The sequence below is a fragment of the Enterococcus sp. LJL98 genome, from assembly GCF_054871745.1.
Genome location: NZ_JBTXLU010000002.1, coordinates 34,883 through 51,300 on the forward strand (window position 1 = coordinate 34,883; position 16,418 = coordinate 51,300).

The following is a 16,418-nucleotide window of genomic DNA, read 5'->3' on the forward strand; positions in this document are numbered from 1 at the left end:
CGTTAGTCAAAAATAAGTAGATTTTATTGGCACAACCAGGATTCACTTGCCAAAATAAAGTGAATCCTTTTCTAAGTTGAGTCTTTCTAACCAACAATAAAACCGACCATGATTCCGCCAACAATGACTGAGGTAATGGTAACCGTAGAAAAACCGGCTGTTACCATGATCGGTAAAATATTTTGCTCAATCACTGCAATTTCTTCTTTGGTTTCACCTGCTGCTGCCGCTGCTTCCTTCGTTAAGACCATCGTCCCTGGGAAACCAAATAAACTCGTCAAACCAATGGCAACCGATAAAGCTCCTGAATAGCCGACTTTCTTTCCAAGAGCAAAGGAAATCCCCATAATTGTCAATACGCCAGCAATTAGATAAAATAAAATCGGCCAAATGAGGGCAATTAAATCATTTAATTGGATATCAGCCAACGGTCCAAAGGCAATAACCATAATGGAAATCATTAAAAGGCCAAAAGAATCGGTCGTTGACAGGGCACTCGGACGAACAATTTTAAAGTGTCTTAAAATAATTCCTAATAATAAAGCAATCACAAACGTATTGACATACCCATTTGTTAATCCACTTAGCCAACGCGCAACAAGTTCGGTACAGCCTAAAATAAATAAAACGGCATAAGGTGTTTGGAGGTAACTTGGTAGGATGACCGTCGCCTCTTCCTTTGTATTTTCCTTGACTTCTTCTTCGTATAAGGTTAAATTCCCCTCCCTATACTCTCCTCTAACCCGAATCGCTTCTTTTTTCAGAATGCTTGCAGTGACTAAGAACCCAACAAAGTTTTTTAAATTCAAGACTAACAGAGGAAAGACAGCGAGTAATGGCGGTGAGAGCAAACCTAAATCTCCTCCTGCTGCTTCAATTGTAGCCACTTCACCTTGCACCATCAAAATCGACAACGTTCCGCCTGTAATCGCACTTGAGCCAGCGATCGCCAGGTTTCGATCAAACAAAAGATTTCCAACGAAGTAGAGCACCAAAGAGACAACAACCACTGTGACGGAACCAATCACAAATGTTCGCCATTGTGCCTTTAGGTCTTCCAAACTCATCATCGTCCCTAGGTGTACGATGATTAAACCGATGACTGCTTGACCTAGACCGAGCAAACCGGATTGTTGAATTAAATCATGAGGAATCAAATCTGCCGCGAAACCAACTAAAAAAATCATGGATGCAACGAGCATCATCGAAACCATTGCTTTTGTCTTTGCCGAGATAAATTCTCCAATTGTCCAAACCAACATAACTAACGTAAAAGCGACGATTGGTACCATCGGTTGGATGGCTTCAGCATAATTTGTATCCATTCAAAACGCCTCCTATTTGTTGCCTATTTTTTACTCCCGTTGGATTGCTTGCTTTTTGAAACGTTTGGATTTTTCTGACTCATTATTGAATCGGATGATAAGAAAAACCTAGTCCATGGACTTCAGATACTTCATAAGTAATCATAAAACAATGGGGGTCAATCGATTCAATGACTTCGCGAACTCTAGGATACTCTTGATTGTTAATAACTGTCATAATCATTTCTCGATTCACGCCGTCTTTTCCTCCTTTCACTTCAAATAAAGTCATCCCTCGATTCACTTCACTTAGTAATTTCATCCGAATTTCCTCTGAGTGATTGAGACTTAAAATCATTATCGCCTTCCTACGTTTTAGGCCAGTCTCAATATAAGTCATTACAATCGAAGTGAGCCCTATCGATAGAATGGCAAATAAGAATTCCTCAAAACCAAAGACGTATAAACTCATAAAAACGATGACCATATCCGTAAAAAACAACCCGATGGAAGTGCTTACATTGTAGTATTTTTGAAAGATCAAAGGTGGAATGGTCGTTCCTCCACTAGAAGCTTGGATGCTGTATAAGATTGCAACACCTGAAGCAAAAATAATACTTCCCATAATAACTGATAATAATCGGTCTTCTGTCAACATGACTTGCGGAACCAAACGCAAAGTTAACGGAAATAAAATACTACCGACCAACGTTTTATAAAACACATCTCTTCCTAAAAAAATAAGCGCCAAAATCAACATAATAATATTCAGTCCCATCACAACCCAAGCACGATTAATACCCAATAAAGACTCTGCCAAAATTCCAATCCCGCTGACGCCCCCAGCAGCAATATGATGCGGTCCTAAAAACATATTAATCGAGATTGCTAAAATTAAAATGGCTAAAACAAGTAAAAAGCCATTTTTGACTTGCTTCTTTTTCTTATTCATTTGATTTTTCGGGCGTGTTTTTTAATAACTCAATCACTAAATGAACGGCTTTTTCCATTTCATCAATCACGACAATCTCTTCTGTCGTGTGAATTTTATCGTATCCAATCGAAAAATTGACACAGGATTTGCCATTGGCATTAAAAATGTTTGCGTCACTTCCGCCACCACTCACTTCTCGTAGGAGAGGATAACCTAAATTTTCAACCGATTGAATGAATAATTTCATAACTGGCTCATCATCCGTAATTTTGAATCCTGTCGCCATTTTTTTTACCTCAATCGCTGCTTTCCCGCCTATTTTTTCAGCTGCCCTTTCAAAAGCGGTTTTCATTTCATCAATTAACTGCTGCGCAATTTCAGGATTAATCGCGCGTACCTCGCCTTTTACTAATAACTGATCGGTCACAATATTTGTTGCTTCGCCACCTTGAATAACACCAATATTGGCAGTCGTTTCCTCATCGAGACGTCCGATTTTTATTTCTTTTAAAGCCTCTGCCAAAATCGCTACGCAAGAAACCCCTTTTTCAGGTTCTAATCCGGCATGCGCAGCCTTGCCAGTTAAATTGACTTCATACATATATAATGTTGGACTGGCGATTGTTACTCTACCAACTTCCAAAGCACTGTCTAAAACATAACCATAATCAGCAGTTAATTGGGTCATATCAAATGCGGAAGCACCGATTAAACCAATTTCTTCACCTGGAGAAAAAACAAATTCGATGTTTCCTGTTGCAATTTCCTCTTCGCGAATTCGATGAATGGCTTCGAGTAAAATAGCAATTCCTGCTTTGTCATCTGCTGCTAAAATCGTTGCTCCTTTAGAAGAAAGGACGCCTTCTTCTTCAACAACTTCAATCCCGACTCCTGGTGCCACGGTATCTGTATGACATGAGAAGAATATTGTTTGTTGATTTTGGGTTCCTTCATGAACAGCAAGTAAATTATTGCCTCCTAGTCCTGTCTTTTCCATACTTTTATCTTCTGAAACTTGTAATCCTAAACCTTGTAGTTGTTCCTTTAAATACTCATGAAATCTCCCTTCATTTTTAGACTCAGACGATATCTGAACCAACTCTGTAAAAAGCGTGACCATTCTTTCTTTGCTCATTTTCTCAACCCTTTCACTCTCTTTTCTCATTGCATTTTAATTATATCTTATTTCTAAAAAACAAGGTAATGATATGGTAAAAAAGAACATGCTTTTTTCGGTTACATGGCAATCCTAATCGTTTCTTTTATCGTAAAAAAACATGCGTACGATGCCGTCTTTTTTAGACCGTATCATACGCATGCTCCTCAAGCATGACATAAATAAAATTGATCGAGTTGTTTTTGATTCTTAATCACAATGACCTTTTCAGGATATCGTTCTTGGATTGCGACAAAATGTTGCCGGCGTGCTTTTCTTCGACCTTCATAAAGCACCCACCAAAAAAATTCTCTGTCGATTTTTTCCTCACATCCAAAAGCCATGTCTGGTCGGCTCTTCTTATGGTATTTGATTCGCCGCTGAATGACGCGTCTTAAAGTTGCAAGTGGCGAAAACAAGAGAAGAACAATTTGATCGGCTTCAGCTAAGCGTTTTTCTTGCAGAAACTTTGTATAGTTGCCATCAATCACCCAAGAGGCTTGAGTCATAAATGAAGCAACGATCTCTAAAGCAGCTTCTGGCTCGCGTTCTTGCCAATTTTCAATAAACTGAACGGTATCTAAATGTAAAACAGGTAGTTCCTTTTGTTTGCCCAAAAAAGCAGCCAATGTCGATTTTCCGCTACCAGAATAGCCTAACAGTGCAATTTTCATCATACGCCTCCATTGTTCCAAAATAAGATGCCGTAAAAGAATAGCATTTTTTTGAAAGAAAAGCGAACAATTTATTGCATGATTTTTTGTAAAATTTCTTCTTTCAAACGAATAAAATCCTCATCCATTTTGACCACATTCCCTTCGGTTGCTAAGGCTTTTTGACTATAATCAACCGAAATGGATTCCATTAGTTGTCCTGGAGCTTTGGACATGACTAGCACACGCGTTCCTAAAGACAAAGCTTCCTCAATATCATGTGTAATTAAAAAAATAGTTTGGTGATTTTCTTGCCATAATTTTCGCATCAAAGCTTGCATTTGCATGCGAGTAAGTGCATCTAAAGCACCAAAAGGTTCATCCATTAACAATAATTCTGGATGATTGACCATCGTTCGTGCCATCGCGACTCGCTGTTTCATTCCTCCTGACAACTCAAAAGGATAGCGGTTGGCAGCAGCTGTCATACTCGTTTGTTCTAGAAAATAACGAACCTCAGCGTGACGTTCTTTTTTATTTATTTTTCGCATCTTTAACCCGTATTCAATGTTTTGTTGAACATTTAACCAGGGATACAGAGTAGGGGACTGAAAAACGACTCCTTTTTTCCAATCGGGGCCTTCAATTATTTCATTCTGCATGCGAACTTCACCAGATGTTGGTTTTAAATAACCCGCCATTAACTTTAATAAAGTACTCTTTCCACATCCGGAAGGTCCGACTAAGCAGATAAATTCTCCTTTTTCAATGGATAAATCAATCGGCTCAATTGCCGCAACTTCTTCATTCTTGGATGAATAAATGACTTGTGCTTGGTTCAATCTAATCATTACTGGCTTCATCTCCTGATTCTTTTCCATCTTTTCGAGCAACAAGTTCTTCAATATAGGAGGAATTAATAAAATTGTGAACCGCCTCATTCGTCGATCGCTCACGAATCGATTTTTGCTCAATCAAAAAATCAATGGTGTCGATAAATACTTGATGGAATTGTCCAGGAGCAGCCTGAGTACCTAGATAATCACTTGAAATCTCTTCCTCAGGAGTTAACCACTTTGAAGCTTGCATTTGTTCCAACGTTTCTTCAGGGGTTAAATTTAAATCTTTTGATAGAATTTTAGCAGTTCCTGTTGGGTCCTTCATGTATTCTTCGTAACCTTGTGATAAACTGGCGAGATAATCAACCACTAGTTCTGGATATTTCTCAGAGAAATCGCGATGAACCAAGTCGATATTAGTTGTTAGATGGCCCTTTTCGGCTAAATCCGCACTCGTCGTCAAGACTTTCCCCGTGTCCTTAATTTTTGATAAAGTTGGTTCCCAAGTATAGACGGCATCGATGTCTTTTCTTTCCCAGGCTGCCACGATATCAGCGGTTTCCATGTCTAGAAGCGTTACCTCCTCTTGAATCCCAGCTTCTTCCAAAGCTTTTAATAAACTAAAATGAGAGGTTGAACTAAAAGGTGTCGCAATTTTTTTCCCCTTTAATTCTTTCACACTATTTATTTCTGTATCTTCTTGAACAACTAATGCTTCATTTTCACCTAAAACATCATGAAGCCAAATTAGTTCTACAGGCAATTCTTTTGAGAGTGCGACGACACCATTTGTATAACCCATTTCAGCAAAATCAATACTCCCTGAAGCAAAAGCTTGGTTGGCAGCGACACCAGAATCAAAAAATAAAAATTTTGTCTCTATTCCTCGCTCTTTAAAGTAACGATCAAACTGATTCGTAGAGATTGCCACTTGTTTATCATTTGGAACTCGAATAATTCCTATATTTACAACCTTTGGTAAACCATCATTTGTTTCTTTTGACTCCCCTTGATTACAAGCAGTGAATAAGAGGGTCATACTGCCTAATATCAACAATTTCAACCATTTTTTCATATTATTTTCCTTCCCAAAACACAAAAACTTGTTCCAATTTTTTTAAACCAATATCTAATAAAACACCTGTAATTCCCATAATTATTATTCCAACGAACATCACATCACTTTTTAAATATCGGCTAGCGTCAATGACCATCCAACCAATACCACTCGTCGCTGCCACCATTTCTGCTGCAATCAATGTCGTATAAGCTACACCAACTGCTGTTCTCAATCCAACAAAAATTTGAGGTAAACATGCGGGGAAAATAATTGTAAAAAAGATTTGACGGCGATTCGCACCTAATGATTTCCCACTTAAGAGATAGTCTTGCTGCACGCGACCGACTGCAGAAACACAAGCAACATAGATTGGAGCAAAAGCTGCTAAAAATAACAAAGTTACTTTAGATGTTTCGTCGATCCCTAGCCATAAAATTAATAGCGTGTAGTAAGCTAAAGGAGGTAATGGTCGATAAAATTGAACGATGGGATCAAAAATCGCTTGGAAGGATAAAAAATAACCACTCATAAGGCCTAAGGGGATGGCTGTTAAAATAGCAAATAATAATGCCATAAACATTCGATAAAAACTAATGCCTAGTTGACCTAATAAAGTTGTACCATTGTAACCATTACTTAAGATATCAAGAAATGTCCACCATGTATCTTGCGGCGAAGGGACCAACTTGGATTGAATGACTCCAGTGTTCGTAACGAACCACCAGATAAATAAGAGGGCTACCCAAGTTCCTATCGAAATTAAGCGAAATTTTCTTTTGTCTAATACTTTCATTTTCATTTCCTTCGTTTCAAATATTTTTTACAATCATTTTATAGTAAAGTAGGGGTCAGCTCAAAAGTTGTTTTCTTATCATGAGTGAAGTGATAACAAGCTTAACCCCTATTTTTACTAGTTAATTATCAATAAATTTCGACTTTTCTTTTACAATAAGTCAAAACGATAATTCGTTACGATTGGTTCGCGTTTTTCTACTTGATCAGTAAAATATTCATACATGCTCAAGCCTAAAAATGAGCCCATTAAGTTGTACACTTGGTCATAGCCTAACATTCCTAAGGCACGTACCATATTGTATGAACGCTGACTTGACAGACAATGTACATAAACGGGCTGATTTTTTGGAATCTCACTTAAACGTTCACGGAACTGACTCATTGGAATATTGACAGCACCTTTAATATGACCCTCCTCATACTCATGGGTCTCACGTCCATCAATAATTAACGCACCACTTTCGACTAAATCACGAATTTCGGTTACCGGAACTTGTTTATATTCACCATTTAGAACATTTAAGCCAACTAATGCCGCCATATTCACTGCGTCTTTGGCAGTGCCATAATCTGGTGAATAACATAATTCTAATTCTTTTAAGTCTTCTAGATTCCCATTGAAATGAATCATCGTCGCAATAATGTCTACTCTTTTATCAACATTTCCTTCTCCGATACACTGTGCTCCTAAAATTTTCCCCGAAGGATTCGCATAGATTAATTTAAAGAAAATTGGACGAGCACCTGGCATTAAGCCCACTTTGTCTTTCGGAATGACATATGCAGTACCATAGTCAATATTTTCAGCCTGGCATTGTTTTTCATTTAATCCGGTACAAGCGGCATTCATGTTAAACACACGAACGACAGAAGAACCCATCACTCCATAATTACGGTAAGTGCGTCCGTACATATGATCTGCAGCAGCTCTTGCTTGACGTTGAGCAGGACCAGCCATTGTCAAGGTAGTCACTTTACCGGTTTGTAAATGGGTCACTTCAATTGCATCTCCAACCGCATAAATATGAGGATCAGACGTCAAGTAATGATGATTCACTTTAATGGCACCAGTCTGCCCTATTTTTAGTCCCGCTGCAATTGCTAAATCAGTTTCTGGTAACACACCAATAGCCATTACTACAGCTTGCGAGGGTACCATTTTCCCAGATGCCAAAATCACTTGGTTTTCCTGGATTTCAACTAAACGATCTTCTAGAATCAAATCGACTTGGTGGTCGATAATTTCTTTGTGTAAAATTTGAGCCATGTCGTGGTCAAAAGGAGTCATTACCTGATTCGCGGCTTCCACCAAAGTAACATTCTTACCTGCCATTCGTAAATTTTCTGCCACTTCTAAACCAATAAATCCACAACCTACAACTGTTACATCGTTCACATTTTTATGATCGATATAATGCTTAATCTGATCAATATCAGGGACATTTCGTACAGAAAAGACGTGTGGACGCTCAATCCCCTTGATGCTTTCTGGCATAATTGCCTTTGCACCTGGTGATAAGACAAGTTTATCGTAAGGTTCTGCATATTCTTCTAAAGTCGCAAGATTACGAACAATGACTTCTTTTGCTTCCTTGTTTATTTTCACAACTTCATGTTGGACCTTTGCAATAATGTTATACTGTTTTTTAAACTGTTCTGGTGTCATTAATACTAAATCATCCGCGTGTTTAATCGTCTCACTTAAATGGAATGGTAAACAACAATTTGAAAAAGAAACAAATGGACCTCTTTCAAACATAACAATTTCTGCATGTTCATCCAAACGACGCACTCTTGCTGCCGCAGAAGCTCCTCCTGCAACGCCACCAATTACAACAACTTTTTTACTCAATGATAAACCCTCCAATTATTTTTTATTTTAATTTTGGTAAAGTACATGCTTTTCCTGCAAAGATTTTTAGAGCAAGCATGCCTCCAAGACTCATAGCAACTAAGAAAACCCATCCTGAAACTGAAAAGGTGCTAATAGCAGAATATAGCGCTCCCGCATTACAGCCTTTAGCTAAGCGAGCACCAAAGCCCATCAATAGACCACCGATTATAAAATAAAGAGAATCTTTTCCAGAAAATTTCGCATTCCATTTGAAACGACCCGCTAGCAAGAAAGCAATCAGTGCACCTAGGACTAAACCAAAGTTACGAATCGTTCCTCCATCAGCTAGTAAGCCATTTGTCGCTGCTCCTTCAGCAATCTCAACCAATTTTGGATTTGTAAAACGAATACCTAATCCATTCGCCATATACGCTTCTAAGTGAGAAAATGCAGAGGTTACTCCCCAAGCCTTTCCTTGGCTCACAAGAATAAAGACCCAAACAAAAGCAAGTAACAATCCTGTACGCATAAAGGTCCAACGTTCAATAAACAATTTATGGTAAAGCTTCTCTCTACCAGAAAACTGATTCTCCCCTGTTGGAATTGCTTTTTCAAAATCTTCCCAATCACCTGTTGGATCGGCGTAGCTTCCTTTACTACGACGCATTTTTTCATAAACAAGTATCAAATAATAAATCAGACCCATACCTAAAAGTGAAATGGCTAGTGCACCAAAATAACCGAAGGTATCTGGCAAATAGGATTGCACGCCAATTTTTCCAATGGATTGGCCGTCAATTACCGATCTTGCCCATTCTCCCGGCAAAGAACCTAAGACAAAAAAGACAAAGGTTAACCATGCACGACCTTCTCCTTCACCCATATCTGTCAACGTTCCAGAGGCACATCCCCCAGAAAACATCATACCCATTCCAAATAAAATGCCACCAAGTACCGTCCCAATGTTGGCAAATACTACATTTTGTGTCCCAGGAATAACTGCTTGACCTTCGATTGCTTGAAAACTAGCAACGGCTCCGTTTTGAGCTGCTAGCCACTGAAGTCCAAATGTTACGAGTAAGGTCACACTCATCATCACTAATAGTGCCTTTGTCAAGCTTCCTTCTCCTCGGACAATCAAGCGTTTCACACCCCCGGCGAAACCAAAACGCCCACGTGATAAAATATACCCCATCAAAACGCCAGCCATTAAATGCATGGGTAAAGAAACTTTCAAATTGTTTAGATAGGCACCAAAAATAATCAACCCTATAATTAAAATAATTCCAATAATTGGTTGTGTTTTATTTAACAAGACATTATGATTGGCCTCATAAGATTTTGTTGCGGTCTGTTTCGACTCCATTGTATCCTCCTCATTCCAAAAAGTTTCGTTTTTTCATTTTTCATAAATAAGTATCCTGTCTGTTTCGTCGACTCAAATAGATAGAACATTTATTCACAAACAAAGGTTACTTGATAAGCGATTAAATGTAAAATCGAAAAGAATTATAGTTCTATAAGTTTTTCTTATAATTATTATGTTAGGATATCCATGAAAGGAAGATTGATTTTAATGCTTGATTATCGTATACAAACTTTTTTATCCTTAACCAAAACACTTAGTTATACTCAAACCGCTAAAGAGTGTAATATTTCACAACCTGCAGTTACCCAGCAGATTCAATCCTTACAAAATGAATGGAATATTGAGTTGGTTCAATATCGAAAACGAAAGCTATCTTTAACGAGTGCAGGATCCTATCTAGCAAAGGAACTCGAAAAACTGGTGCCTAAAGTAAATGAAATCTATAAAAATTTACAGCATATGGAAGAAACAATTCATATCGGCTGCGGGAAAACCATTGGTGAATTTGTCTTATTTCGCGAAGACTTTTCCTTACAGAAAATATTATCTGATGACCAAGTAGAATTATCAGTTGATACCACTCATTATTTGCTTAAGAATTTAGAAAATCACAAACTTGATATTGCTATCGTTGCAGGTGTTTTCAATCATGATGACTATTTTGTCACACCTTATCTGAAAGAAAAATTAGTCGCAATTTGTGCACCAGAAAATGGGATTGCAAAAAAAGCCACTTCACTCGTCGATTTGCAAAATCAACATTTATTTTTACGCGAACATGGTTCCGGCGTCTACGACATCATGATGCAAAAATTTAATCATGCCAATATCCCACTTTCCTATTTTCGAAACATCAATGAAATCTCAAATATTAATGTCATCAAAAATTTAGTAGCAGATAACCGAGGGATTAGCTTTCTATTTGAAACATCGATTGAAACAGAACTGAAGTCAGGCTTACTTTGTGAAATTCCTTTAATGGAAACCGAGGCGATTTATTTCTATTTAGTCAGTCGAAAAGAACAGCAAAATGATGAGAAAATTAAAAGAATCTTAAAAAAACTTTTGTCTTAATTTCGATTGACTGATAGTTTTTTTTGATTATTTCTTCTCAACGTTTTAACTAGAGCAAATGTTTTTAAGGGAGGGAGAGTAAAGCTATCAGCCACTCAAATTCATGGATTTTCTAAAAGCTCCCAAAAAAAGAGGTGATTCGTGATTTATCACTGCAAATCAATGACGGAGAATTTTTTGACTTTATCGGCTCAAATAGTGCAGGAAAATCAACGATGATTAAGGCCTTGCTTGACTTTATTAAACCTGCAAAAGTCTAGCTTCAAGCTTTTGGACAGGATACTCAAAAGATACCAAAACGATTCGAACCTTTCCCACTTATGTCTCTTCGGAAGTCAACCTTTACTATTAACTGCAGTTACAAGCTTTCACTCTGCACTTTTACAACGCATACAGCAAAGAACTGGGATGGCGTTTGGTCTTATTTTTCTAGTTTTTATTAACTTGGTATTTTTGCTAATCTATCCGAAAACTTTGCTTTTTTAGCGTATTTTTCGCCATTCATCTTGGAATTTCTGCCATGCTCTTAAATCAAGAGTTGCAAAAATGCCAATTTTTCTTTTTTTAAGTTTTCTTTTGATCTTGAGAACCTTCTTTTCCTATCAACAAAAAAAAATTTAAGTGAAGGAAAGCATGCAGCGGCAGCACTTGCTTTCCTTCACTCTTTTTGATTCATTTCTTCAACTATTTTATTTTTCTGTTATAATAGTGAGGTGTTGAAAACGTATTATTTATTATAAGGAGTTTTTTGAGTGATGAAATGGATTAAAAAATTGAATATCTTGCAATATTCTATTTTTAGTTATGTTTTATTTTTTACCCTCATTTTTGTTCCGATGTCGTTGGTTTGGTATACTACCTCCAAACACAGTGTGACTCAACAACTTGAACTAGGGGCAAAAAATTCGCTTTTACAAGCAAAAACAAATTTTGAAAGCGATTTAAATCAATTGGATTTAATTTCACAGCAACTTCCCCACGATACGGCAATTTCTTTGGAAAAGTTATCTGATCCTTTTAAAAACATTCAAAGCCGTGCCGCGCTTACAAAATACCGACTGAATAGTTCACTCATTGAACAAGTCTATCTTTATTACCCCGAAGATCCAGATACTTTTTATGCTTCAGATGGAAGCATTAAGATTGAATCATTACTTGATTTACGTTATCACAATTTAAATCAATCGACGATTCAAAAATTGTTAGAGACCACCATTCCTCAATTTTCCGTCTTAGAGCAAGCCGACAACGGAGATAAGGTCTTCTTGTATTTAGTCCCGGTACAAGATAACTTCGGTAAGAACAATGTGACAATGATTTACACGATTCGAAAATCAAGCATGAACGCAAAGTTTGCTCCCTCTGTCAACGAAGCATTCGGTGAGTTTTATTTCATCGATACAAACCAGAAAATCATGGGTTTTTCTGGTGAACAACCGGCGCTCATTCATGCGATAGAAGAACAGGTGCAGCCGGATAAACCCTTACTGACCACTTTTAAGTGGCAAAAAGACACATACTTATTGCAACAATCGGATAATGAATTACTTGACCTCAGCTATTTATATATCGTGAATACCAAGCTTGCTGTCGCTCGCTTAACCCAAATTTACAAGGTCTCCATTTTTATCATCATTGGTGTCTTTTTTATTGGACTATTCTCAAGTGTTTTTTTGGGTCGTCAAACCTATCGCCCTTACAAAAAAATTGAATCCTTGCTGTTCAACCACGAGCAGAACAATCGTAAAAAACACTCCCTTTCTTTTGAGGAAGTTCATGGGAAGCTCTCAACTTTTCTTTCAGAGAACTCTGATTTAAAAGAAGAAATCAAACAACAAAAACCATATATTAAAGAAAGTGTCCTATATCAACTCTTAACCGGACAACGTACGGATGAAGAAAGTCTCTATGCCCTCTTCTCATCCTTCTTAACAAAAGAAACAAAACCACATTTTTTCTCAATTGTGATTTCTCTAGAAGCGACCAGCCAATCACCTGTTCATTACCGTGACTCCTTTAGTAAACAGTTGCTAGAACAGCTGAATCAAAGTACTTTTTCCTCCTTTGAATGGATTGGGACCAAATGTTTAGAAGAAGAAGCCCTTACTTTTTTAATCATGTCTAGTGGTCGTTACTCACAAGAAGAGCTTGTTGAAATGATTGCAGAGGAAGTGATGAATCTATCAGATGTCTTATTACCGATCGGAGTTGGAACGATGACTTCTGACCTACAGGGAATGAAACACTCCTTCATTGAGGCTTTAACGGCTTTAGACTATCGTTTTGAGCAGCCACAAGGACAGGTTTTTTATTTCGAAGCCATTTCGACCTTTGAAGATAGCAATGATCGAACGTTCCAATTTCCAGAAGATAAGCAATTAAAATTAATTCAAAGTTTAAACCTAGGAAATGAAGAGGTTGCACTTGAGACCTTGGAAGCACTCATTCAATATGGAATCAAATATGGGGTGACTTTACAAACCTTTCGCATGTATAGTTACTATTTAATTAATACCTATGCACACACCGGGCTTGCGATTATAGGGGACTCATTCTTAAACGAACTGGACGGATGCATTGATGTCAAAGACTATCAACAGCTAAAACAACAATTACAAAAAATGACGCATCTGATTTGTAGTAAAGTCGAGAAAAAATCCATGCACGAAGAATCAGATTTAAAAAAGGCACTCCTACAATATATTAATGACAATTACCAAACCGATTTGTTATCATTAGAATCTGTTTCGGATGCCTTCCAACTGACACCGACGACAATCAACAAAATCATGAAGGAAGAAACGGATACGACTTTTGCCAAATACATCGCCAACTTACGTTTGGAAAAAATCAAAGAAGACTTAATTACGACTGATTCTCCAATTAAAGACATCATTCAACAAAATGGTTATTATGATGTTTCCAACTTTACTCGAAAATTTCGAACAACCGTTGGGGTGACACCTGGTCAATACCGAACAATGTATCGTGAAACTTAAAAGGGACTGTGACATCTGTCACAGCCCCTTTTTGGTATTTTACGAATGTTTGCTGGATATACAGGCAACAAAAGACGACTCTTTCGAATACTTCACGAAATTTGCGCAATGGAAGAAGTCAATTGTTCAAATTTCCCTCCAGTTTCTAAGGACAAGACGCCCTTTGTCACACCTGCTTCTTTTCGTTGTTCTGACAAGTAAAAGCCACTGTATCCTGATTCGTGGTGACTTGTAACTGAAATTGCTTAAACGAACGGCGATTCATTTGTAAATCAAAGTCGGTTAGTTGTTGCGCATCGATTGGAATCGTAAACGCTTGAGTTGTTCCTTTTTCGACAAAGATTTTTACAAAGCCACAAAGTTTTTGTACACGTGGTAAGACATCTGTGGCATATTTTTTGGCATAGACTTGAATCACTTCCGCACCATCGTAGGCACCCGTATTTGAAAGCTTTCCGCGTACAAGCCAGCCTGTTTCATTTTGTTCAACTTCCACCGCTTCCATCGCAAAATCGGTGTAACTTAAACCCGCACCAAATGAAAACATTGGACGACCAGCCAGGTCCAAATAATCGGCTTTAAATGGCGTATCGCGATAATTATAATAGACTGGCAATTGCCCATTTTCATCTGGAATCGAAATGGCTAATTTCCCACTTGGATTACTCTTTCCAAAGAGTAGATTCGCTAACGCTTGTCCGCCATGTTGCCCAGGGTAGCCAGCAAGTAATAAGCTATCTACATAAGGCAAACATGTTTGAAGCAAATGAGGGCGACCGGCAACTATTACTGCCACAATCAGTTTCCCCGTTCGGTGTAAGGCTTTGAGCAACGCCATTTGAGCATCTGGAAGTGCCAAATCAGCTAAATCAATATTTTCGCCACTTGTCATTTCACTTGAACCGGATAATGCCGCACCGTTGGCATCAAATTCTGTTGAAAAATCACGTGCACTTGAACCTCCTAAGGTCACAATGACCACGTCACTTTCTTTTGCCAATGCCACTGCTTGCTCAATCCCATCTGGCAAAGCAGATGAAATCATTGAGCCTTCTGTTTCAACAAAAGCCATTTGATTTTCTTTCGCAGCAGCAGCAACGCCTTGAGCCAAAGTAACACACTTGGTCAGATCTTTATAAGGAGTATAATCGCCTAATTGATGATAAATATTATGAATATGTGGACCAATCAAAGCAATTTGTTTGGTGTGCGCTTTTTTTATTGGTAACACGTCGTCATTTTTTAATAAAACCATTGATTCTTCTGCTAACTGAACGTTAATTGCCGTCTTTTCACTCTCCGTTAACGGTTCAAAAGCAGAAGACTCCTCAGAAAATAAACCGATCTTTTCTTTTAACGTCAACACACGTAAAACCGCTTGGTCGAGCAGCGTTTCATCTAGAAGTCCTTCTAAAACAGCTTCTTCTAGATACGGATAAACATTGTCCCATAAACTAATGTCTAAGCCACTCTTTAAAGCCAGTGCAGCTGCTTGTGCGCTTCCCATGCCACGAGCAATCCCATCTAAGGCGCAGCCATCGGACATCACCGCGCCTTCAAAGCCCATCTCTTCGCGCAAGATTGTTGTTAGAAGCCCTTCATGAATGTGACAAGGAACACCGTCAATATCATTGTAAGCAGCCATACACATCAAGGCACCTGCATCAATTCCAGCTTGCATCATAGGCAGATGGATTTCTTTTAGTTCGCGCTCACCGATTGCAACAGGTGCGGCATTATGCCCCCCCATGCTCGCACCTTGAGCAGCAAAATGTTTCAAGGTGGCTAACACTTTATTTGCCGCAAGTGGTTCAGTTGATTTTTCGCCTTGCAAACCATTCACAGCGGCTTCCGTAAATTTCCCAGATAAATAAGGGTCTTCACTAAAGCACTCTTCCGTTCTGCCCCAACGCGGATCGCGACATAAATCAAGGGTCGAAATTAACCCAACATGCGCGCCTTTTTCACGCAATTCTTCTGCGACAACCGCTTGAGCTGCCTCATATAATTGGGGGTTCCAACTGGCGCCACTAGCATAATTCGTTGGTGTGGTAAGCGAGTCCAACCCTTGATGCCCATGTGGACATTCTTCAGTCAAAAGAACTGGGATTTTTAAGCGTGTATGCTTTTGAATGTAGTCTTGAATCATTTCGCTGACTTGTTTGGCTTCTTCTTTTGATAGGCCTGTTTCTAAGTTTTTTCCAGACCAAGGATCTGAACGAAACACCCCATAAATGATACCTAGAGAATCCCAGCGACTTACCTCGTCTTTAAAATAATCAGTTAACTCAATACCCTTGGCTGTTTTTTCATAGACTTGCCAACCGTAAAGTCTTTGGTTCAATTGTCCCACTTTTTCTTTTAACGTCATTTGACGAATGAGTGTTTGTAACAAAGTCGC

General features: G+C 38.3%; 13 protein-coding genes. 3 read left to right on the forward strand and 10 right to left on the reverse strand.

What is annotated here, in order from left to right; all coding sequences use genetic code 11:
• Positions 1-86: 86 nt before the first annotated feature.
• From ACYSNO_RS03825 to ACYSNO_RS03865, 9 genes are all read right to left on the reverse strand, one after another.
• Complete coding sequence (locus tag ACYSNO_RS03825; RefSeq protein WP_461729751.1) at positions 87-1,325, reverse strand: hypothetical protein; 1,239 nt, start codon at positions 1,323-1,325, stop codon at positions 87-89.
• A gap of 82 nt (positions 1,326-1,407) precedes the next feature.
• On the reverse strand, positions 1,408-2,256 hold the full coding sequence (locus tag ACYSNO_RS03830) for a YitT family protein (protein ID WP_461729752.1): 849 nt from the start codon (positions 2,254-2,256) through the stop codon (positions 1,408-1,410).
• Complete coding sequence (locus ACYSNO_RS03835) at positions 2,249-3,373, reverse strand: M20/M25/M40 family metallo-hydrolase (RefSeq protein ID WP_461729753.1); 1,125 nt, start codon at positions 3,371-3,373, stop codon at positions 2,249-2,251. Before ACYSNO_RS03835 ends, ACYSNO_RS03830 begins: the two co-directional genes overlap by 8 nt.
• A 188-nt stretch (positions 3,374-3,561) precedes the next feature.
• Complete coding sequence (locus ACYSNO_RS03840) at positions 3,562-4,068, reverse strand: P-loop NTPase family protein (protein WP_461729754.1); 507 nt, start codon at positions 4,066-4,068, stop codon at positions 3,562-3,564.
• A 71-nt stretch (positions 4,069-4,139) separates the two neighbouring features.
• Positions 4,140-4,898, reverse strand: a complete 759-nt coding sequence (locus ACYSNO_RS03845) for an ABC transporter ATP-binding protein (protein ID WP_461729755.1) — start codon at positions 4,896-4,898, stop codon at positions 4,140-4,142.
• The gene (locus ACYSNO_RS03850) at positions 4,891-5,961 is read right to left on the reverse strand and encodes a taurine ABC transporter substrate-binding protein (RefSeq protein ID WP_461729756.1); all 1,071 of its coding nucleotides are present in this window, start codon (positions 5,959-5,961) and stop codon (positions 4,891-4,893) included. Before ACYSNO_RS03850 ends, ACYSNO_RS03845 begins: the two co-directional genes overlap by 8 nt.
• 1 nt (position 5,962) lies before the next feature.
• Positions 5,963-6,739, reverse strand: coding sequence for an ABC transporter permease (locus tag ACYSNO_RS03855; protein WP_461729757.1), 777 nt, complete (start codon positions 6,737-6,739; stop codon positions 5,963-5,965).
• Positions 6,740-6,889: 150 nt separating this feature from the next.
• Positions 6,890-8,593 (reverse strand): FAD-dependent oxidoreductase, encoded by a 1,704-nt coding sequence (locus ACYSNO_RS03860; protein WP_461729758.1) that lies wholly within the window; start codon positions 8,591-8,593, stop codon positions 6,890-6,892.
• A 22-nt stretch (positions 8,594-8,615) separates the two neighbouring features.
• Complete coding sequence (locus ACYSNO_RS03865) at positions 8,616-9,941, reverse strand: YeeE/YedE family protein (protein WP_461729759.1); 1,326 nt, start codon at positions 9,939-9,941, stop codon at positions 8,616-8,618.
• 210 nt (positions 9,942-10,151) lie between these two features.
• Here ACYSNO_RS03865 and ACYSNO_RS03870 point away from each other — a divergent pair, with 210 nt between their 5' ends.
• The 3 genes from ACYSNO_RS03870 to ACYSNO_RS03880 all read left to right on the forward strand — a co-directional run bounded on the left by ACYSNO_RS03870 (position 10,152) and on the right by ACYSNO_RS03880 (position 14,017).
• Positions 10,152-11,018 (forward strand): LysR family transcriptional regulator, encoded by an 867-nt coding sequence (locus tag ACYSNO_RS03870; protein WP_461729760.1) that lies wholly within the window; start codon positions 10,152-10,154, stop codon positions 11,016-11,018.
• 134 nt (positions 11,019-11,152) lie between these two features.
• The gene (locus tag ACYSNO_RS03875) at positions 11,153-11,278 is read left to right on the forward strand and encodes an ATP-binding cassette domain-containing protein (protein ID WP_461729761.1); all 126 of its coding nucleotides are present in this window, start codon (positions 11,153-11,155) and stop codon (positions 11,276-11,278) included.
• A gap of 495 nt (positions 11,279-11,773) precedes the next feature.
• Positions 11,774-14,017 carry a helix-turn-helix domain-containing protein gene (locus ACYSNO_RS03880; protein ID WP_461729762.1) on the forward strand — a complete coding sequence of 748 codons (2,244 nt, stop codon included), beginning with the start codon at positions 11,774-11,776 and terminating at the stop codon, positions 14,015-14,017.
• Positions 14,018-14,183: 166 nt separating this feature from the next.
• On the opposite strand, the gene ACYSNO_RS03885 is transcribed toward ACYSNO_RS03880, so the two are convergent.
• Entirely contained in the window at positions 14,184-16,412 is a 2,229-nt protein-coding gene (locus ACYSNO_RS03885; RefSeq protein ID WP_461729763.1) for a glycoside hydrolase family 3 N-terminal domain-containing protein, read from the reverse strand.
• Between the last annotated feature and the right edge of the window lie 6 nt (positions 16,413-16,418).